The organism is Ruegeria sp. BG11, assembly GCF_056538565.1.
The window spans coordinates 349,343-369,109 of sequence record NZ_JBQFTH010000001.1 but is presented as its reverse complement, the minus strand read 5'-3'; the positions used below and the strand labels follow the sequence as shown (position 1 = coordinate 369,109).

Below are 19,767 nucleotides of genomic sequence, written 5' to 3'. Positions count from 1 at the left end.
TAAAAAATAGGCAAGTGATGATTTAGCAGGCTTGATGGCCGTCGTTTTGTTGTTCATATGCTTCGAATTCGATATCAAACCCGCAATTGCCCAAGGATTAAGCACGTTGACGCTGCATCTCGCCGACAAAACCGTATCTCCGCCTGTCTTGCTGGCCCCGATGGCTGGAATCACAGATCGCCCGTTCCGCGATCTGGTGATGCGTTTTGGTGCGGGCATGGTGGTCAGTGAAATGGTCGCCAGTCAGGAAATGGTGCAGGCCAAACCGGGCGTGCGCGAACGAGCTGAGTTGTCGGCCGACGTGGAGAACACAGCCGTTCAGCTGGCCGGGCGCGAGGCGCATTGGATGGCCGAGGCTGCCCGTCAGGTGGCAGATCGCGGCGCGCGGGTGATCGACATCAACATGGGTTGCCCTGCCAAAAAGGTGACCAACGGATATTCCGGTTCGGCCTTGCTGAAGACACCAGATCACGCCCTGAGTTTGATCGAGGCCGTGGTTGAGGCTGTCGATGTCCCCGTGACGCTGAAAACGCGGCTTGGATGGGACGACACGCTGCTGAACGCGCCTGACGTGGCACGCCGGGCCGAGGGGGCAGGGATCCAGATGGTCACGATCCACGGACGGACACGGTGCCAATTCTACAAAGGCCGTGCCGATTGGCAGGCGATCCGAGCGGTTAAGGAGGCTGTCTCGATCCCCGTCATCGCCAATGGGGACATTGTGGATACACATGCGGCCCGCACTGCGCTGAAGCAATCGGGCGCGGATGGCGTCATGGTTGGCCGAGGGGCGCAGGGCAAGCCATGGCTACTGGCGCAGATTTGCCATGAGGTCTGTGGCACCGACGCGCCGGAGATCCCCGAAAGCGCGGATCTGATCGACATGGTGCGCGCGCATTATCAGGCGATGCTGAACTTTTATGGTACCGACCTTGGCCTCCGCGTCGCCCGCAAACATCTGGGCTGGTACATGGATGAGGCCGGAACGCCCGCACTTCTGCGTCGCGCGGTTCTGACCTCTCGCGATACGGATGAGGTGCTGCGCCTGTTGGGTGATGCGCTGGAGTGTCAGCAGGGAGTGGCAGCATGACTTCAGATCAGAGCATCTGGAACTCGCTACCCGTTCCAGCCTTCATTATCGACCAAGACGACCGGATTGCGGATGTGAATTCCTCGGGCGAGGGGTTCCTGAACGCCTCACGCAAGTCGGTAATTGGCCACCCCGTTTGGGATCAGATTGCCGTCGATGCTCCGCTTGAGGAAGCTTTCGACCGTGCGCGCGCTCAGGGAACGCCTTTGTTCGTCAACGATGTGGATGCGGGATCTGGCAATCGCGCACCGCTGCAATGCGCCTTGCAGATTGCACCACTTGTTGGGCATCCCGGGTCGATGATCATGATCATATCCCCGCGCGAATTGGCGGGGCGCATGACGCGGGGCAATACGGTCAAATCCGCCGCGCAATCCGCCATCGGAATGGCCGAAATGCTGGCGCATGAGATCAAGAACCCACTGGCGGGGATCACGGGCGCCGCACAATTGCTGAGCATGAATATCGCGCCGCAAGACCTTGAACTCACTGATCTTATCGTTGCGGAAAGTCGTCGGATCGTGAAGCTATTGGAGCAGGTCGAGCAGTTCGGAAACCTGCAGCAACCGGATTTCAAGCCGGTGAATATCCACGATGTTCTCGACCGCGCCCGCCGTTCTGCCTTGTTGGGCTTTGGCGCGGATATGGCCATTGTCGAGGATTATGACCCATCGCTGCCGCTGGCCTTTGGCGACCCGGATCAACTTCTGCAAGTTGTTCTGAACCTGTTGAAAAACGCCTCGGAGGCGGCGGGTCCGCAGGGTGGTACAATCCGCCTGCGCACCTATTTCGAACATTCCTTCCGCCTGCGCCGTAGCGATGGATCGGGGCACTCGCTGCCGCTGCAGATCGAGATCATCGACGACGGGCCGGGCCTGCCGGAGAAAATCCGCAGTGACATCTTTGACCCCTTTGTCTCGGGCAAGGAAAACGGGACAGGGCTGGGGCTGGCCTTGGTCAGCAAGATCATCTCGGACCATGACGGCTGGATTTCCGTTGATTCCGTTCCGGGGCGGACCGTTTTCAAATTGTCGCTGCGCCGTGCGCCTGCTGAAAATAAAAAACCGAAAGAGGAGAGTATCTGATGGATGGCACCGTTCTGGTCGCGGATGACGACCGCACGATCCGCACCGTTCTGACACAGGCTCTGACGCGCGCCGGATGTAAGGTGCATGCCACATCCTCGCTGACCACGCTGATGCGTTGGGTTGGCGAAGGCAAAGGGGACGTGGTGATCTCGGACGTGGTCATGCCGGACGGCAACGGTTTGGAAATGCTGCCAAAGATCGCCGAGGACCGTCCTGGCTTGCCGGTGATCGTGATCTCGGCTCAGAACACGATTATGACCGCGATCCAAGCGGCCGAGGCGGATGCTTACGATTACCTGCCCAAGCCGTTTGACCTGCCAGACCTGATGAAGCGGACCGCGCGCGCCTTGGAACAGAAGCAGCGTTTACAGTCCGACCCCGAACCCCAAGAGAATGAGCGCCCGGATGAGTTGCCTCTGGTCGGGCGCACGCCGGTGATGCAGTCGCTTTATCGTCTGGTGGCGCGGGTGATGAACACCGATCTCTCGGTCATGATTTCTGGTGAAAGTGGGACCGGTAAGTCTTTGATTGCGCGGGCTATTCACGACTTCTCGGATCGTCGGACCTTGCCGTTTGTGACGGCGACTGCGGCTGATCTGCGTGACCTCGAAGGCCCCGCACGCGTTATGGCGCGGGTGCGTGGCGGGACGCTGTTGATTGATGAGATCGCCGATATCGACGACGAGATTCAGGCGCGGATCGTGCGGATGATGGACACGCCGGGCGACCACGTGCCGCGCTTCATGGCCACCAGCCAATCGGATCTGACCGCCGGGATGGAGGGCGGGCGTATCCGTCAGGACCTCTACTACCGCCTCTGCGGCGCAACCATCCATGTCCCGGCCCTGCGCGAGCGGGTGGATGATATCACCTTGTTGGCCGAGCATTTTTTGGCCCGTGAGGAAAAGGACCTTGGGTCCAAACGCTGGCTCAGCGCTGATGCGGTAGAGTTGGTCCGGCGCTATTCCTGGCCGGGCAATGTGCGGCAGTTGGAGAACGCGATCCGCAGGCTCAGCCTGACCAGCCGGTCCGATGAGATTTCGAAAGCCGAGGTCGAGATGGTTCTGGGCAGCCAGCCCGAAGCCGAGCCCGTTCTGGGCGGAGGAGAACGCGAAAAACTGGCAACCTCGGTTGAGCGCCATCTGCGTCGCTATTTCGATCTGCACGGCAATATGCTGCCACCTCCGGGCCTGTATCAGCGCATTTTGCGCGAAGTTGAGGCGCCGTTGATCGAAATCGCATTGGAAGCCACCGGCGGAAACCAGGCAAAATGCGCCGATTTACTTGGGATTAACCGAAATACGTTGCGGAAAAAGATCACGGACCTCGATATTCAGGTGACACGCCGTCGCAAACTGATGTAATATCGCCACACAAAGCGTGGCATTCGGGTATCGCCCGGCAATAGACCACGAAATATGGCGGTTCGCTGCGAAAGCAGCACATCAGGATGAGGGCAGACGGTGGCAACCCGGGCACAGAGCGGGATTCTCCCATCGGTTAACCGGTGGCGCAGATCCCGGAAACTGCGCAATTACAGCACCTTCGGGCTGGTTCTTCTGGGGCCGGTCTTGGCGCTTGCGACTTACCTTGTCATTGGTCCGTTCGATCTGGGCGCAACTGCACCAACGTTGCGCCTGATTCTACTGGCTGACCTTGTTTACGTGCTGGTCGTTGCGGCTCTGGTGATGAGCCAGTTGGGCAGTCTGATCGCGGCGCGGCGGGCGAAATCGGCTGGCTCGCGCCTCCATTTGCGTTTGATCGGCGCGTTTACACTGCTGGCTTTGGTGCCGACGGTGACGGTCGCGATCTTTGCTGGTCTGACGGTGAATATCGGCCTTGAGGGCTGGTTCTCGGACCGGGTTCGGCAGGTTGTGGGGTCGTCCCTCACCGCAGCCGAGGCGTATGAGCTTGAGCACCGGCAGGGCCTGACACAAGACGCCGCCGTTCTGGCGCTTTTCCTCGACAATGCACGTGCGCGGGATTTCTACATCTCGGATGCGGAACTGCGTGAGGTTCTGGCGCAGGGGCAGGCTCAGATCCAACGTGGCTTGCGCGAGGCTTATGTGATTGACGGCGATGGTGAGATCCGGTCGCGCGGCGATCGCTCTTACCTGTTCAACTACGAAGCGCCGACCCCTGAGCAAATGGCCGCAGCCACCGAAAGCGGACTTCTGATCATCGCGGATTGGCAAAACAACGAATTCCGCGCGCTGGTGCCCTTGCAGGCTTATCTGGACCGTTACCTCTATGTCAGTCGTGAGGTCGACGGCCAGTTGTTGACGCTGCTGGATGACACCAAGGAAACCGCGCAATTCTATCAGCAGCTTGAAAGCGAACGTGGGCGGGTACTTTTCGAGTTCGGACTTCTTTATCTGGGTTTTGCGCTAATCCTGATCCTTGCGGCGATGTCGCTGGGGATGTGGTTCGCGGAACGCCTCTCGCGGCCCGTGGGGCGCCTGACCACAGCGGCGCAGAGGGTCGGGGCGGGCGACCTGAGCGTGCAGGTGATCGAAGAGGCCAGCGATGACGAAATTGCCATGCTGGGTCGCTACTTCAACCAGATGACACGGCAGCTGAAGGGCCAGCGGGACACGCTGCTCGAAAACACTCGCCAAATCGAAAGCCGCCGACGCCTGTTCGACTCGGTGCTGAGTTCGGTGACCTCGGGCGTGGTGGGGGTTGACCCGGAAGGGTGCGTGACCTTCGTCAACCGCTCAGCCGAGCGGCTGCTGGATTGGTCACGGGGCGAGGAGCATCTGGCCATCGGCATCGCGGTGCCCGAATTCCTGCCTTTGTTCGAAAGCCTGAAAGACAGCGGGCAAGAGGCCGTGCAAGGTGAGATCAAGGTCACCCGCAAAGGCCAGTTGGAGAACCTTCTGGTGCGAATGGCCACGCGGCGGGGAGAAGACGGCGGGCTAGAGGGCTATGTTGTGGCCTTTGATGACGTCACCGATCTGGTCAGCGCGCAGCGTATGGCGGCGTGGGGCGATGTGGCCCGGCGCATTGCACATGAGATCAAGAACCCTCTGACCCCGATTCAGCTGAGTGCGGAACGGATCAAGCGGAAGTTCTCGCGCAAGCTGGATGAAGAGGATTGCGATATCCTCGTCTCCATGACCGACGTGATCGTGCGTCAAACCAATGATTTGCGGCGGATCGTGGATGAGTTCTCGAAATTCGCGCGCATGCCCGAACCTGAACGGAGCGAAGAAGATGTTGTTGCGCTGGTGCGCGAGGCGGTGCTGCTGCAACAGGCTGGTCAACCCGAGGTGCAGATTGATGCGGATCTTCCGGACCAACCAATCCCGGTGGATGTGGACGCGACCATGCTGAACCAGGCCTTCACAAATCTGATCAAGAATGCTGGGGAAGCTATTGAAACCTTGAAGGAAAAGGGCGCTCCTGAAAACCTGAAGCCGCAGATCAAGGTGGCGGTCTCCAGCGACGATGCTGGGACGATCATCACCATTGCGGATAACGGGATCGGGCTGCCGGAAGACCGTGCGCGGTTGTTCGAGCCCTACGTAACCACACGCGACGAAGGGACCGGGCTGGGCCTGCCTATCGTCAAGAAAATAATCGAAGAACACGGCGGAGCGCTGACGCTAGAAGACGCGCCCACCTTTGACGGACAGGACCATTTCGGCGCAATGGCCGTGATCCGTTTACCGGGGGCGAACCTCCCATCCAATTCAGCGCCACAGAAGCAGGCGATTAAAACCAACATAATGAAAGCAGGCCAAAGATGAGCGACATTCTGATCGTAGATGACGAACGCGATATTCGCGAACTGGTGTCCGACATTCTGGAGGACGAAGGCTATTCAACCCGGCTGGCGGCGAACTCGGATGAGTGCATGTCGTCGATCAATGCTGAGCCGCCGGGCTTGTTAATCCTGGATATCTGGCTGAAAGACAGCCGTATGGACGGGATTGATATTCTGAAGGCGGTGAAGCGTGACAACCCGGATGTGCCGGTGGTGATCATTTCTGGCCACGGCAATATCGAAATCGCTGTCGCCGCCATCAAACAGGGCGCGTATGACTTCATCGAAAAGCCCTTCAATATCGACCAGTTGATGGTCGTGATCCGCCGCGCGATGGAGACTTCGCGTCTGCGTCGCGAAAATGCCTCGCTGAAACGCAAAGAGGTGAGCTGCTCGGACATGATCGGCAAATCGGCCTCGTTCCGGGCGATGCAGGGCCAGCTGGACAAGGTCACCAAGTCGAATGGCCGCGTCATGCTGAGCGGACCGGCCGGGTCGGGCAAGGAAATCGCGGCGCGCTATATCCACGCGCATTCCAACCGAGCCAACGCGCCCTTCGTGACGGTCAATTGCGCCGGGATCGAGCCGGAGCGGGTTGAAGAGGTTCTGTTCGGACGCGAAAGCAGCGAGCGCGGTGTGGAGCCGGGCCTGCTGGAAGAAGCGCATGGCGGCGTGATCTATTTTGACGAAGTTGCTGATATGCCCTTGGGTACTCAATCCAAGATCCTGCGGGTTCTGGTTGATCAGCAATTCCAACGTGTTGGCGGCTCGGATAAAGTGCGGGTCGATCTGCGCGTGATTTCCTCGACCAATAAGAACCTCGATGATGAGATCGTGGCCGAGCGGTTCCGGGAGGAACTCTATCACCGCCTGAACGTTGTCCCGATTGACGTACCGTCGTTGGAGGATCGTCGTGAGGATATTCCGGTTCTGGCGCAGCACTTCATCGAAATGTGCAATGAAACGCAGGGTTTGCCGGTTCGGGAGCTGTCCGAGGAAGCGGTTGCTCTGCTGCAGACCATGACCTGGCCCGGCAACGTCCGTCAGCTAAAGAACCTGATCGAGCGAGTCCTTATCCTCGGCGATGGTACAGGGCCGATAGAAGCGCGCGAACTGCCGAGCGATGAGGACAAGGCCGAGGATTCGGGTCGTGTGGTCCTGTCCGGTGCGCTGGCCACACTGCCCTTGCGTGAGGCGCGTGAGGCCTTTGAGCGGGAGTATCTGCTGACCCAGATCAACCGGTTCGGTGGCAATATCAGCCGCACGGCCAGCTTTGTCGGGATGGAGCGCAGCGCGCTGCACCGCAAGCTGAAATCGCTGGGCGTTGTGACCTCGAACAAATCGGGCGCGCGCGTTGCCCAAATTGATGAACCGGAACCGGCGGAGTAATCTGCCGGGAAGATCACGATGGGTATTGGCGCACCAACCTCGGGCAAGCAGTTAGAGACTCGGGGCTATCCGGGCTTCGGCAAACGCCTGAAACGGTTGCGCCGATCCGTCGGGTACAAACAGGCCTATCTGGCCGAGCTGCTTGAGGTGGATCAGGCCACTATCTCGCGTTGGGAGAGAGGCGGGCAGACGCCGCCGCCGGACACGCAACAAGCGGTCTTTGCCGCGCTTGGTCCAAAGCGATCCGATGACAGTGCGTTGCGGCGCTTGGTGATGAATTCCTCCGATTGCCTTCATTTGGTGGAAGAGGCGAGCCACAAATGCCTTGCCTATTCTGCCAGCCGGGCAAGGGACTGGAAAACCAGCCAGAACGCGCTTTTGGGCGTGTCGCTCTGGCAGTTTGCGACCGAAGAAATCCAGAAGGCCGAAGCCGAGTTGGAAGCCGAAGGGTGGTGGGATATGCACACGCCCGCGCCCAAGGCTTTCCAGACCTCCGAGGCGATTCACGACCGTATTCGGATAAGTGCCGGAGAAATCTTCTGGGAACGTCTCTACCTGTCTGACGGCACGCCGGTTCGTCTGGTCAGCGGGACGAGAGCGGGTGCATAATTTATGCGTTCCGTGGGCTGAGCAGGCGCTGTAGAAGCGCTCCATGATACAAGCATCTCAGGTTCTTCTTCTCTGGTTGGCCGGTCTGGGCGCGGCCACGCAATTTGCCAAGATTGCCGTGCCGTTTCCCGAGCTTGTGTTGCTTTATGCCAGCCATGCCGAGAGCATGGGGTGGCTGTTGTCGATCATCAGCCTGTTGGGCGCGGTTCTGGGTGCTGTGTCCGGTGCCGTCGTCGGGCGCGTCGGGGCGTTGAAACTGCTTATAGGCGGGTTGTGTCTGGGCGGCGCGCTGTCGATCTTTCAGGCGAGCCTTCCCGGGTTTTACACCATGCTGGCCACCCGGTTTGTTGAGGGGGTCTCACATCTCGCCATCGTTGTCGCAGCACCCACGTTGATCGCTCAGATCACCAGCGGCAAGGCGCGCAATATCTCGATGGTGTTGTGGAGCACATTCTTCGGTGTGGCCTTTGCGCTGAACGCCTGGATCGGCCTGCCGGTCGTTGAGCATTTCGGGCTGCCCTTTTTCTTCGCTCTGCACGGTGGTCTGATGATCACCATCGCGGGTCTGATCCTGCTTTGTGGACTAAACGTTCAACCATCTCAGGGTGCTGCCCCTTGGCGTTGGGTCGAACTCTTTGACGTGCATCTGCGCACCTACCAGTCGCCCTTTGTGTCGGCCCCGGCCATAGGCTGGTTCTTCTACACTTTAACCTTCGTCTCTTTGCTGGCCATCCTGCCGGGTCGGCTGCCCGAGGAGCATGCCGCGACGGTTGCGGGCCTCATGCCTTTGGCGGGCATTGTTCTGAGCTGGCTCGCGGTCCCGATCCTCTTATCCAGCATGTCCTGCGTCGCGGTCGTCAATCTGGGATTTGCGCTCGGAATGTTGGCTATCGTCGGCGTTTTTCTCGGCGTGCCGCTCGAACTTGTTTGTATATGTTTGTTTGCGGTGCTGGGCCTGGTGCAAGGGGGTAGCTTTGCCGCCGTGCCGATCCTGAACCAAACGCCCGAGACGCAGGCCCTCAGCTACGGCGCAATGGCGCAGATGGGCAATGCGGGGAACCTGTTGGGTACGCCCGTCCTATTGGCCGTCCTTGGGCGGACGGGTGAGGCTGGCATGTTGATCACAGTGATCGGGATCTACGCGGCTGCGATCCTTGCGCATGCCGCATTGGCGCGAAAACGAGCGCTCCGTCAGCCGGCCTGACCGGGCGTGATGATCTGAAACGATCCGTCATCGAATTTGACGAAGCAGGACTCAGTATTCAGCGGAGGGAGGGTCGTTGTGCGGGTTGCCGGAACACGGGTTTTCACGCCGGATTTGCAGGGTGGCAGGCTGACAGGGCGAAACCCTTTCTGCGCCATGCACTGTGCCTCAACCGTGTTGCGAAGGGGTTGGTTGACGTCGACCGTGTATATGCGACCCGGCTCCCACCAACCGCCCGACCGATAGCACCGTCCGCTTCCGTCGCAATAGGTGCGGCCCGGCCAATAGGTCGGCGGCCCCTGACGGACCTGGTTGGCAACCGGTGCTTGTTCAAGTGCCTGAACCTTACACTGAGTGGTTTGTTCCTGCATCTTCGACACGCTTTCCCCCTCGCGATAGTATATGGAAAGCGGGCCGCAGGCGGTCAGCAGCATCACTGGAACAAGCAGGGGAACGAGTGTTTTCATATGCTTATTCTGCCCGAAAAGGTCGGGTATGACAATTCAATTGACCCTCTCAGGACCATCTGTCATTCAAAGATTTCAGGCAGAAGGGCCAGAAACATGAAGGTCATCATTTGCGGTGCGGGTCAGGTTGGCTGGCAGATCGCACGGCATCTATCGGGCGAGCTGAACGACGTCACGGTGGTGGACAACAACCCTGATCTTGTGCGCCGGGCGACGGAAACGCTGGACGTGCAGGGGATCGCGGGCTTTGCCAGCTATCCGGATGTGTTGGAGCGGGCAGGGGCGCGCGACGCCGACATGATCATCGCCGCAACCCATTCGGACGAGGTGAATATGGTCACCTGCCAGATGGCCCATTCGGTTTTCGCCATCCAGCGCAAGATCGCGCGTTTGCGGTCGCAATCCTACCTTCAGGCGATCCACTCGGACCTCTATCGCCGCGATCACTTGCCAATTGATGTGGTGATCAGCCCCGAGCGAGAGGTCGCCGCCGCCGCTATGCGCCGCTTGTCGGCCCCGTCCGCTTTTGACACCGAGATGTTTATGAACGGCAAGGCTCAGCTGTTGGGTATTCGGATTGACGAGGATTGCCCGATCGTGAACACGCCTTTGCGGCAATTGACCGATTTGTTCTCGACCCTCAGCTCCATCGTGGTCGGGGTCCGGCGCGAGGGCAGCCTGTTTGCGCCTGAATCCGAAGATCAGCTGTTTGTGGGTGATGAATGTTATGTTTTCACCAGCGTGAAGGATGTCGACCGCACGATGGAGGTGTTCGGCAAAGCGCAAAAGCGGCAGGACCGTGTGGTTATCGTCGGCGGCGGCAATGTCGGGCTCGAAGTCGCGCGAACGCTGGAAGAACGCGAAAGCCGCGTGCGGGCCAAGATAATTGAACGAGACCGGGAATGCGCCGAAAAAGCCGCCGAAGCGCTTGAGCGGACCATCGTCCTGCATGGCGACGGGCTGGATTCGGCTTTGCTGAACGAGGCAGGTATCGACCGTGCCGACGCGATGCTGGCCGTCACAGATGATGACCGCACCAACATGCTGGCAGCCGTGCGCGCCAAGGCCGAAGGCTGTGCGCTGGCGATTGCGCTGATCAACGATCCCAGCATGGTGGCGTTGATGGGGCCTCTGGGGATCGATGCTTATATCAACCCCCGAGCGACCACCGTCAGCTCGATCCTGCGCCATATCCGGCATGGGCGGGTGCGGCAGGTTTACTCCATCGGCGACGCCGAAGCCGAAGTGATTGAGGCTGAGGTGCTTTCGACCTCGCCCATGGCCGGACAGAAACTGCGCGACATCGACTTCCCCGAGGGTGTTCTGGTTGGCGCGGTTCTCAAAGGCGATGAACTGTTGCGCCCAACAGGCAGTCTACGGATTGACGAAAAGGACGTGCTGTCGATCTTTGCTATGGCCAAGGACGTCCCTGAGGTCGAACGACTGCTGCAGGTTTCGATTGATTTCTTCTGATGGCGCGCGTGGTCACAGCTCGGATCGGGGTATTGCGGCGTTTGCCGCTGTTTCTGCTGATTTGGGGGATTTCGGCGCTATCGATGTGGGTGCCGGCGGGTTATGCGCTGGCGCTGGATGATCACGATACCTCGCGGTCTTTTCTCTATTCCGGTCTGTTGGGGCTGTTTCTTGTGTCCGCGATTGCGCTGGCGGCCTCGAACCGGGTGCCGCGGAGGGGGACGCTGGGGCAGTTGGCGGTGCTACTGGGCTGTTTCACCATTCTGCCGATCTTTCTGGCCATCCCGTTCCATGACGCGCTTGGCAATACCACCTTTCTGAACGCCTATTTCGACATGGTCAGTGCCCTCACCACGACCGGAGCAGATTTGTTTCCCGACCCTGGTCGCCTCACCGCGCCGTTGCATCTGTGGCGCGCGCTGGTGGGTTGGATGGGCGGTTTGCTGATGTGGATCGCCGCCGCCGCGATCTTGGCGCCGCTGTCCTTGGGCGGGTTCGAGGTCACGGCGCGGGGCCAGCCTGGTCGGCCGGTATCGGGCGTGGCACAAAGCGAGCAGGTCGATCCGCGTGGCCGCTTGCTGCGCGTGACCAGCACCCTGACGCCGATCTATGCGGGACTGACCGCTGTGGTCTGTATCCTGCTGCTTATCGCCGGAGAGCAGGGCCTGACTGCGATTTGCCATGCAATGTCGGTGATGGCGACCTCGGGTATCTCTCCTGTTGGCGGGCTGGAGGGCGCGCATGCGGGCATCACGGGGGAAATGATCCTGTTTCTGTTTTTGCTTTTCGCCCTGTCGCGCCTGACCTTTTCAACCGACACGGCCGCCAGCGGCTTTGCCCGGCTGGACAAAGACCCCGAGTTCCGGATCGGGCTGTTCATCGTGTTGGCGGTCGCTGTACTGCTGTTCTTCCGCGTTTGGGCAGGGGTCAATGAAATCGGAGGCCAGCTGAAGCCCTTGCAAGCCCTGCATGTCATTTGGGGCATGCTGTTCACGGGCCTTGCGTTCCTTACCACAGCTGGGTTCGAGAGTGCCAATTGGAACGATGCCCAGCAGCTTTCGGGTTTGGGGACTCCTGGGTTGGTTCTGATGGGGCTGGCGCTGGTTGGTGGCGGTGTCGCGACGACGGCAGGTGGGGTCAAATTGCTGCGGGTCTTTGCGCTTTACCTTAACGGCGCGCGCGAGATTGACCGGCTGATCCACCCATCCTCGGTCAGTGGTACCGGCGGCGGCAACCGCCGCATTCAAAGCGACGGAGCTTTCATCGCGTGGATATTCCTGATGATGTTCGCGCTGACCCTTGCCCTGTTTAACCTTCTACTGGCCCTGATGGGGTCGGGGTTTGAGCAGGCCATGGTGCTGAGTGTCGCTGCTCTCAGCACAACCGGACCGTTGATCGAGCTTGCGACGGATGTCCCGATCCGCCTGGTTGACCTGTCGGGCGGGGCCAAACTGACACTCTGTGCGGCGATGGTGATCGGTCGGCTTGAGACGCTGGCGATCATCGCGCTGATCACGCCGACCCTGTGGCGGGATTGAACCACTGCGCGTGCCCGGCGTTACTGCCTGATTTTTCGTCTGGAATATCTGTGCGCGTCACTCCATACTCTGCCAGAGGGAGCGCGTTGGTCCGCAGCGCGTAGCAAGAACAATGGCGAGTTAATAAAATATGGCTTCGGACAGACAGAATCTGCAGGACGCGTTCCTGAACAATGTACGGAAAGCAAAAGTCCCGGTCACGATTTTCCTGATCAATGGCGTGAAATTGCAGGGTGTGATCACTTGGTTCGACAATTTCTGCGTATTGTTGCGCCGCGACGGACAGTCGCAGTTGGTCTACAAACACGCGATTTCAACCATCATGCCATCGCAGCCGATCAACCTGTATGAGGGCGAAGACGCCTCTTGATGGAACATGAAAGGAAGCGCACCCGGGCCTGGGTGCTGCATCCTGAAATCAAATCAGATGAACAGCGCCGCGTCCCCGGACCCGCGCTGGAAGAGGCGGTGGCACTGGCTGCCGCATTGCCCGATCTGGATGTGATCGGGTCTGAGATTGTGCGCCTGCCGCGCGCCCAGCCGGGTCTTCTTTTCGGCAGCGGCAAGATCGACGAACTTGCCGAACGGCTGCATGATAGCGAGGTCGAACTGGTTCTGATCGACGGCCCCGTGACGCCGGTTCAGCAACGCAATCTTGAGAAAGCGTGGAAGGTCAAGATCCTCGACCGGACGGGTTTGATCCTTGAAATTTTCAGCGACCGCGCCCGCACCCGCGAAGGTGTTTTGCAGGTCGAGATGGCCGCGCTCAGCTATCAGCGCACGCGGCTTGTCCGGGCCTGGACCCACCTTGAGCGTCAACGGGGCGGGTTGGGCTTTGTTGGCGGCCCGGGTGAGACTCAGATCGAGGCTGACCGCCGCGCCATTGATGAGCAACTGGTGCGTTTGCGTCGGCAGCTGCAAAAGGTGGTCAAGACGCGAACGTTGCATCGGGCCGCGCGGGCCAAGGTGCCGTATCCGATCGTGGCGCTTGTGGGCTATACCAACGCAGGTAAATCCACCCTGTTCAACCGCCTGACCGGGGCCGAGGTCATGGCCAAGGACATGCTGTTCGCCACGCTAGACCCGACCATGCGCCGGGTTGTTCTACCAGACGGCCCCGAGGTGATCCTGTCGGACACGGTGGGTTTCATCTCGAACCTGCCGACCGAACTAGTCGCGGCTTTCCGGGCAACGCTTGAGGAAGTGCTGGGCGCGGACCTGATCGTGCATGTGCGCGACATCAGCCATGACGAGTCACAAGCGCAGGCCGATGACGTTCAGGCCATTCTCACCTCACTGGGTGTCGATGATGCGCGGCCGATGCTGGAGGTTTGGAACAAGACCGATCTGCTGGACACGGATGAGCGCGAGGCGGTTTTGGCGCGCGCTGACCGCGATCCGTTGATCTTTGCGATCTCGGCCGTGACCGGGGATGGGATCGCGCCTCTGCTGGCTGATATCGCGACAAAACTGCAGGGGGTCCGGCGTGAAACCACTCTCTCGCTGAGCTTCGCCGAAGGGAACAAGCGCGCGTGGCTGTTCCGTCAAGACGTCGTTCGATCCGAGGAGCAAACGGAAGACGGGTTTGAGATTACGGTACTTTGGACCGACAAACAGGCAGCGCAGTTTGCCGGGCTTTAAAGGCTAGCTACCGGCGATCTGCCCGTGAAAATCCTCCATATCGAACCAGCCCATTGAAGATTGAACCTTGTGCTCGGGCGTTAGGTCCCATTCTTCCCATCCACGAACCACCACCTGATTACCGGTTTCGTAATGATGCCCTTCCATCGTTTTCACGAAGATCGCGTGTGATCCGGCCCAGCGAAACATATCACATCGCACTTCGAGGTTGGAAAACTCTTCGTGGAAGCCACGCACCATTTCTACGATGGCGTCCCGGCCTATGTGCGGGTCGCCTCGGTTTATGATGATCTGCGCATCAGGCGCAAAAAAACGTGCGACGTCCTCTGCGTCACCGGAGCTCCAGGCAATGGCGTAATCGCGCGCCAGATTGTTCAGGATGTCCCGAATGCTTGCCATGATCGTCCCCCACGGATCCCACATCACCTGGTCGGTGATCCTAAGTCAAAATGGGAAGGCTTGCCACGACACCTCGGAAATCGGGGCGAGGAGTCGCCGAATGGGCGGATTATTGCGGGGTGAGGGTGGTGACACCCACCGCGGCGGCCCGCGCCAGATCAATGTCGAGGGACATCGGGATATACTCTCCGCGCCGCCACAGCTGCGCCTGATCGTCATAGTAGCGAGACAGGAAATGCCCGGACTGCCCGGTTGCGGTGATAAAGACCGAACTGTCGGGATCGGCGAAATCATAGACGCCACGATAACCTGCGCCATGCACGTTCAGGAAGGGATCGGGGCCTTCGCCCGAGGTCCGCCCGCGCAGCAACGTGTTGTCGCCTCCGCTGGTCGATTGGCGAATGTTGACGAAATAGCGCAGGACCGGAACGTTCCCGAGAACCGGATGATCATGGGTGGCCTGATGGGCATCGCCCCAGCGCAGGGATTCCAGCGTGGTGCCGTAGGTCTCGGCGATCCAGATCAGCGCGTCGTCCAACGCCAGCTCTGCCATGTCCGAGCAGGTCTCGACCGGGGCGCTTTGGCGCACGTCACACCAGACCGACGCGCCATCAATGTCGCGGTAAACCCGTTCGATGAAGAGAGGTTCTACATGTTTGAACTCACTGGCCAGCGGACCGAGTTCATCTCCGATCAGGCGGATCTGCAAGGCACGCAGCCACGCGGCATAGATCAATGGTTCTGGCAGATGCTCGTTCATCTCACCGTTCCAGTCGGCTAGCAGGGAAAGGGCGATCTGGCGCTGGCGCTCGGGCGTGCCTTCGGGGGCCGAGGCACCGGTGAACCACAAATCAGCTCCGATCAGCGGTAGTAGCGAGCGAGCGGTGAAACTGACAGTATCCAGTTGTGCTTCGATAAAGCTGTCGCGGGTATGGACTTCGCGTGATTGCATCAGCCGTTCCCAGCGGTGAACGCGCTGCGTGTCACCCCACTCGAACGAGACATGGTTGGGAAACGGACGGTCGATGATCTTGTTGTTGGTGTTGCCCAGCAGACCACCGGCGGGTGAGGTGAACTCGGGGTTGGTGGCGTAGGGCATCCGGCCTTGCCACCGGTTTTCCGCAATCCAGCCGGGCGTTGGAATGCGCCCTTTGCTTTGGTTGAGGCGGTCGCGCTTAGGGACTGCTCCGATCAGTTTCAGGCCAATCGTTTCGGTGTCGACCAGAGACAGGTTCTGTGACGGCGCAATGAATTTCTCTGCGACTTCAATGGCTTCGCGTACGGTGTCGGCGTTCATCAGCGCCATGGAGGCGCTTATCGACGTGTCATTCGGGCTGAGCGCGGTCCAGGACAGTGACGCGACATGTCCGGGTGGCGTGATCGTCTCCAGATCATAGTGGCTGCCGGGCAGAACCGGGCCGTTTTCCGTCCAGCGCAGGGTCAGGGTGATGGGGGCTTCGTCCTTGATCTCGATGATCGAAGGGCGGCTTTGGAATTCCTTGAACCCGTCGGGGGTCAGGTATTCCTCGGGATTGACAGGGTTGAGCTGCTCGATATGCAGGTCCTGATCGTCCAGATAGGAGGAGGTAAGGCCCCAGCCCAGACGGTCGCTGCGGCCGCTCATCACGGCGGGAATACCAGGGATCGTTGCACCGATCACGCCGCCCTTTGCAAGGTCCAGATGCGCGAGGTACCAAACTCCGGGCGCGGTGAAACCCAGATGCGGATCGTTGGCCAGCAGAGTTCCGCCACTGGCCGAGCGGGACGGCGCGGCAACCCATGCGTTTGACGCGCCAGCAAGACCGCGTTTTGGGAACGGCGACAGCGGCGTATCCGGCATCGGCGTCCCAGCGGCATAGCGCGGCAGGCCGGGAAACAGCTGGGCATATTCGGGCAGGGCGGCGATACCGGCACCGGGCACATCCGGCAGAATGTCGACCAGCCGCGCGGGATCGTCCAACATCAGCGAGGTGCGGGCGCGCAGGACCTCATCCTTCAGGTGGCCTGACAGCTGTAACCCCATAAGCTTGATCACGGCGAGGCTGTCACCGGGCTGCCAGGGTGAGACCGGGGCGTTGAACAGAAACATCTCAGGCGCGCCGCGGCCCAAAGCTTCTTCGTTAATCTGTGTGAGGCGGGCGTTGACACCTGCGGAATATGCGCGAAGCGCAGCCTTGGTGTAGTCGTCCTGCGCCTCGACCGAGCGATGCGCCAGGCCATAGAGGTCAAGCCGACGCAGCAGCTTGTCGATGGTAACGGTGCGCGCGCCAAAAACCTCGGATAGACGGCCCTGTGCGGTGCGGCGCATGACTGTCATCTGCCACAAACGATCCTGCGCATGTGCGTAGCCCAAGCCAAAAAACACATCTGGATCTGTTTCGCCAAGAATATGGGGCACGTTCGCCGTGTCACGAATAATCTCGACCGGGGCAGTGACGCCCTGTACCTCGAGGCTTTGATTGTATTCGGGCAGCGATTGGCTGGCCAGAAAATAGACCAGTCCGATGGCAGCAAGAACCAGCAGGACAAGACCCGTGGTGATGCGTATCAACCAGCGAAAGACAAGAGCCATGGACGTCCCACTTGTATTCGTTCTTCACGTGGCGAGAGGTTACTTCAAGGCCGCCCCGACCGAAAGAGGAACACTGCGGAAACCTGCTTTGACGTGGCAATGAAAAAGACCCCGCCCCAAGAGGGGACGAGGTCTTTCAGAGAGGGGCGTGGTAGTGCAAAATCAGGGGATGATGCGGGTGTATTTGATGCCTTCGACGGTCGCGCCGATCTGCAGGCCCGCCTGGCCGAAGATGGCCGCCAAGACCGGGCTGAGCAGGGTGGTCGTATCGGTCGACAACTGGTCACCCTGATCGCTGACCACATAGCCGATATCGGCACCAGCCGTCCAACCGCTGGAACGGCGGAAATCGTTCAGCGCGTCCTCGGTCATGAAGAACAGCACGTGGGCGTATTGCTGGGCGCCGATCTGCAGACCAGCTGTGCCTTTAACGGCCGAGTAATAGTCAACCGTGGCTCCATTGATGCGCAGCGCGCCTTGACCATAGCCGCCGCCGAATACGAACCCGGCCTCGGTGATAAGGGGCATGACGAGCATGCCGTTGGCTTTTTCTGCGATCTCGACCGTGTTGGGGTAGCGGGCAAACATCTCGGTCAGTGTTGCGTCGACGCGGGCATCAAGGGTGGCCGCGTTCGAGTTTCCGACGCCGTTGCCGCAGGCTGCGGTCAAGGTCAGACCTGCCATGCCCAAAGCAAAGCCGCGACGGTTCAGTCGGGGAAGAGTGGAACTGCTCATGGTTTTTATCTCTGTAACTGTGCCTGATATGTCGGGTGTTCCCGATCTTGTGTGCAAGAATACGCCGATTGGCCCTGCATGTCACGACAAAGCTGCCACGGCCCGCGAAACAATCGGCGAAAAATCGCGAGGTGTCGGGGTTTTAGCCTTGAAGAACCCGTGCGACCTGCGGCGCGAAATAGGTCAGGATTCCGTCGCAACCTGCGCGTTTGAACGCCAGTAGACTCTCCAACATCACCTTGTCGCCGTCGACCCACCCGTTCTGCGCGGCCGCTTGAATCATCGCGTATTCGCCCGAGACTTGATAGGCGTAGGTGGGCGCACCAAACGTGTCTTTCACGCGGCGGCAGATATCCAGATAGGGCATGCCCGGCTTGATCATCACCATATCGGCCCCTTCAGTCAGGTCGCGCTCGATCAGGCGCAGGGCCTCGTTCGAATTTCCAGGGTCCATCTGATAGGTTTTCTTGTCGCCGGTCAGGGCGCCAGAGGCACCAACCGCATCGCGGAACGGGCCGTAGAAGGCGCTGGCATATTTCGCAGCATAGCTGAGGATCATCACGTTGTGATGATCCGCCGCCTCAAGCGCCGAGCGCATCGCGCCGATCCGGCCATCCATCATGTCTGACGGACCAATGATATCGGCCCCGGCCTCGGCCTGAGCGAGTGTCATCTTGACCAGCGCCTCAACGGTCTGGTCATTCACGATCTCGCCATCCACCACATAGCCGTCATGGCCGTTGATATTGTACGGATCGAGCGCCACGTCGGTCATGATCGCGATATCCGGCGCCGCCGCCTTGATTGCGCGGATCGCGCGGTTCGAAAGGTTGTCGGGGTTCCAGGCCTCGGCGCAATCCCCGGTCTTGAGCGGCGCATCGGTATAGGGAAAGATGCAGATCGCGGGGATTCCAAGGGCTTGCGCCTCGACCGCTGCTTTGGCAATCAGGTCGACCGACCGCCGCATCACGCCGGGCATCGACGGCACCGGCTCTTCAATACCTTCGCCGTCGCGCACGAAAACCGGCCAGATTAGATCATCGGTGGTCAGCGTATGCTCGCGTACCAGCCCGCGGATCGCATCGGACTGACGCGCCCGGCGAAAACGGGTCTGAGGGTAAGGGGCGATGGTCGGTTTCATGGCGCGTCCTCCTTGAACATTGCTGCATTGGGTGGCATGAATCCGCCAAGGGCTCAAGGGCATCAATGGACGCGCCATCGCGACAGAACCCCCTGAGGATTGTGAATAAAGGGCTGCGTTTGGACTGGTACTCTAAGATTTTCGAACTCATCGACATGCGCAGCTTTTCGAATCTGTGGTTCTGGATTGTGCTGGCGGTGATCTGGTCTTCGGCCAGTCACTGGTCAATGGGGGTACCCTACGACATGGTAGTCCGCGCCCGCCGCGTCGGCGGCCAGCTTGAGGTCGACCTGCTGGACATCGTGCGCATCAACACAAACCGCATGCTCTACTATGTTGAGGTGTCGGGTATGGTGATGTTGGCAATGGCCTGTTTCGTCTTTACCGCACTGGCGACGCTCGGCTTTTATTATTGGGTCGAGTTTGCACAGGCCGTGTTCCTGCTGTTGTTTCCTCTGGTAATCGTGACCTTTATCAACATCTTCCACGCACGCCGTTTGCGGCGGCACGAGCTGACTTTGGAGCGCGTCTCAAAGACGTTGTCACGATGCCGCCTCTATACGCAGATCATCGGCATGATCTCGATACTGGTCACTTCGATGTGGGGCATGTATCAGAATCTTTCGATCGGCGTTCTGGGATAGCGAAATCT

General features: G+C 59.8%; 17 protein-coding genes. 12 read left to right on the top strand and 5 right to left on the bottom strand.

Going from position 1 to position 19,767, the window contains the following annotated elements; all coding sequences use genetic code 11:
* Positions 1-106: 106 nt before the first annotated feature.
* The 7 genes from dusB to ACR0JF_RS01795 all read left to right on the top strand — a co-directional run bounded on the left by dusB (position 107) and on the right by ACR0JF_RS01795 (position 9,149).
* The gene (gene dusB / locus ACR0JF_RS01825; protein WP_480668864.1) at positions 107-1,090 is read left to right on the top strand and encodes a tRNA dihydrouridine synthase DusB; all 984 of its coding nucleotides are present in this window, start codon (positions 107-109) and stop codon (positions 1,088-1,090) included.
* Entirely contained in the window at positions 1,087-2,175 is a 1,089-nt protein-coding gene (locus tag ACR0JF_RS01820) for a two-component system sensor histidine kinase NtrB (protein ID WP_170659687.1), read from the top strand. The genes dusB and ACR0JF_RS01820 overlap by 4 nt, the downstream gene beginning before the upstream one ends.
* Entirely contained in the window at positions 2,175-3,542 is a 1,368-nt protein-coding gene (locus ACR0JF_RS01815; RefSeq protein ID WP_170373863.1) for a response regulator, read from the top strand. The genes ACR0JF_RS01820 and ACR0JF_RS01815 overlap by 1 nt, the downstream gene beginning before the upstream one ends.
* Before the next feature lie 99 nt (positions 3,543-3,641).
* Positions 3,642-5,930, top strand: coding sequence for a sensor histidine kinase (locus tag ACR0JF_RS01810; RefSeq protein WP_170659686.1), 2,289 nt, complete (start codon positions 3,642-3,644; stop codon positions 5,928-5,930).
* Positions 5,927-7,336 (top strand): nitrogen assimilation response regulator NtrX, encoded by a 1,410-nt coding sequence (gene ntrX / locus ACR0JF_RS01805; RefSeq protein WP_170458540.1) that lies wholly within the window; start codon positions 5,927-5,929, stop codon positions 7,334-7,336. The genes ACR0JF_RS01810 and ntrX overlap by 4 nt, the downstream gene beginning before the upstream one ends.
* Positions 7,337-7,354: 18 nt before the next feature.
* Positions 7,355-7,945, top strand: coding sequence for a helix-turn-helix domain-containing protein (locus ACR0JF_RS01800; RefSeq protein ID WP_170659685.1), 591 nt, complete (start codon positions 7,355-7,357; stop codon positions 7,943-7,945).
* 43 nt (positions 7,946-7,988) lie between these two features.
* Positions 7,989-9,149 carry an MFS transporter gene (locus ACR0JF_RS01795; RefSeq protein ID WP_170659684.1) on the top strand — a complete coding sequence of 387 codons (1,161 nt, stop codon included), beginning with the start codon at positions 7,989-7,991 and terminating at the stop codon, positions 9,147-9,149.
* On the opposite strand, the gene ACR0JF_RS01790 is transcribed toward ACR0JF_RS01795, so the two are convergent.
* Positions 9,137-9,616, bottom strand: coding sequence for a hypothetical protein (locus tag ACR0JF_RS01790; protein WP_170659683.1), 480 nt, complete (start codon positions 9,614-9,616; stop codon positions 9,137-9,139). The two genes, ACR0JF_RS01795 and ACR0JF_RS01790, sit on opposite strands and share 13 nt — an antisense overlap.
* 96 nt (positions 9,617-9,712) lie before the next feature.
* On the opposite strand from ACR0JF_RS01790, the gene trkA reads away from it, so the two are divergent.
* The 4 genes from trkA (at position 9,713) to hflX (ending at position 14,268) form a co-directional block, all read left to right on the top strand.
* On the top strand, positions 9,713-11,089 hold the full coding sequence (gene trkA, locus ACR0JF_RS01785) for a Trk system potassium transporter TrkA (protein WP_170466662.1): 1,377 nt from the start codon (positions 9,713-9,715) through the stop codon (positions 11,087-11,089).
* Entirely contained in the window at positions 11,089-12,627 is a 1,539-nt protein-coding gene (locus ACR0JF_RS01780) for a TrkH family potassium uptake protein (RefSeq protein WP_170659682.1), read from the top strand. Before trkA ends, ACR0JF_RS01780 begins: the two co-directional genes overlap by 1 nt.
* A gap of 130 nt (positions 12,628-12,757) precedes the next feature.
* Positions 12,758-12,997, top strand: coding sequence for an RNA chaperone Hfq (gene hfq / locus ACR0JF_RS01775; protein WP_005982826.1), 240 nt, complete (start codon positions 12,758-12,760; stop codon positions 12,995-12,997).
* On the top strand, positions 12,997-14,268 hold the full coding sequence (gene hflX, locus ACR0JF_RS01770; protein WP_170659681.1) for a GTPase HflX: 1,272 nt from the start codon (positions 12,997-12,999) through the stop codon (positions 14,266-14,268). The genes hfq and hflX overlap by 1 nt, the downstream gene beginning before the upstream one ends.
* A 3-nt stretch (positions 14,269-14,271) precedes the next feature.
* Here the strand turns inward: hflX and ACR0JF_RS01765 are convergent, their stop codons facing one another.
* The 4 genes from ACR0JF_RS01765 to hemB all read right to left on the bottom strand — a co-directional run bounded on the left by ACR0JF_RS01765 (position 14,272) and on the right by hemB (position 19,115).
* Positions 14,272-14,667, bottom strand: coding sequence for a nuclear transport factor 2 family protein (locus tag ACR0JF_RS01765; protein WP_170659680.1), 396 nt, complete (start codon positions 14,665-14,667; stop codon positions 14,272-14,274).
* 109 nt (positions 14,668-14,776) lie between these two features.
* Entirely contained in the window at positions 14,777-17,239 is a 2,463-nt protein-coding gene (locus tag ACR0JF_RS01760) for a penicillin acylase family protein (RefSeq protein ID WP_170659679.1), read from the bottom strand.
* A 162-nt stretch (positions 17,240-17,401) separates the two neighbouring features.
* The gene (locus tag ACR0JF_RS01755) at positions 17,402-17,974 is read right to left on the bottom strand and encodes a lipid-binding SYLF domain-containing protein (RefSeq protein WP_170373852.1); all 573 of its coding nucleotides are present in this window, start codon (positions 17,972-17,974) and stop codon (positions 17,402-17,404) included.
* Positions 17,975-18,116: 142 nt separating this feature from the next.
* Entirely contained in the window at positions 18,117-19,115 is a 999-nt protein-coding gene (gene hemB / locus ACR0JF_RS01750) for a porphobilinogen synthase (RefSeq protein WP_170659678.1), read from the bottom strand.
* A gap of 119 nt (positions 19,116-19,234) precedes the next feature.
* On the opposite strand from hemB, the gene ACR0JF_RS01745 reads away from it, so the two are divergent.
* Entirely contained in the window at positions 19,235-19,759 is a 525-nt protein-coding gene (locus ACR0JF_RS01745; RefSeq protein WP_170466675.1) for a component of SufBCD complex, read from the top strand.
* Positions 19,760-19,767: the final 8 nt, after the last annotated feature.

Bases quoted from the DNA above. Each gene is read 5' to 3' on its own strand.
- ACR0JF_RS01815 (WP_170373863.1), top strand. From the start codon at position 2,175: ATGGATGGCACCGTTCTGGTCGCGGATGACGACCGCACGATCCGCACC.
- ntrX (WP_170458540.1), top strand. From the start codon at position 5,927: ATGAGCGACATTCTGATCGTAGATGACGAACGCGATATTCGCGAACTG.
- hflX (WP_170659681.1), top strand. From the start codon at position 12,997: ATGGAACATGAAAGGAAGCGCACCCGGGCCTGGGTGCTGCATCCTGAA.
- ACR0JF_RS01790 (WP_170659683.1), bottom strand. From the start codon at position 9,616: ATGAAAACACTCGTTCCCCTGCTTGTTCCAGTGATGCTGCTGACCGCC.
- trkA (WP_170466662.1), top strand. From the start codon at position 9,713: ATGAAGGTCATCATTTGCGGTGCGGGTCAGGTTGGCTGGCAGATCGCA.
- ACR0JF_RS01760 (WP_170659679.1), bottom strand. From the start codon at position 17,239: ATGGCTCTTGTCTTTCGCTGGTTGATACGCATCACCACGGGTCTTGTC.
- ACR0JF_RS01800 (WP_170659685.1), top strand. From the start codon at position 7,355: ATGGGTATTGGCGCACCAACCTCGGGCAAGCAGTTAGAGACTCGGGGC.
- ACR0JF_RS01795 (WP_170659684.1), top strand. From the start codon at position 7,989: ATGATACAAGCATCTCAGGTTCTTCTTCTCTGGTTGGCCGGTCTGGGC.
- hemB (WP_170659678.1), bottom strand. From the start codon at position 19,115: ATGAAACCGACCATCGCCCCTTACCCTCAGACCCGTTTTCGCCGGGCG.
- ACR0JF_RS01820 (WP_170659687.1), top strand. From the start codon at position 1,087: ATGACTTCAGATCAGAGCATCTGGAACTCGCTACCCGTTCCAGCCTTC.
- ACR0JF_RS01780 (WP_170659682.1), top strand. From the start codon at position 11,089: ATGGCGCGCGTGGTCACAGCTCGGATCGGGGTATTGCGGCGTTTGCCG.
- hfq (WP_005982826.1), top strand. From the start codon at position 12,758: ATGGCTTCGGACAGACAGAATCTGCAGGACGCGTTCCTGAACAATGTA.
- ACR0JF_RS01765 (WP_170659680.1), bottom strand. From the start codon at position 14,667: ATGGCAAGCATTCGGGACATCCTGAACAATCTGGCGCGCGATTACGCC.
- ACR0JF_RS01755 (WP_170373852.1), bottom strand. From the start codon at position 17,974: ATGAGCAGTTCCACTCTTCCCCGACTGAACCGTCGCGGCTTTGCTTTG.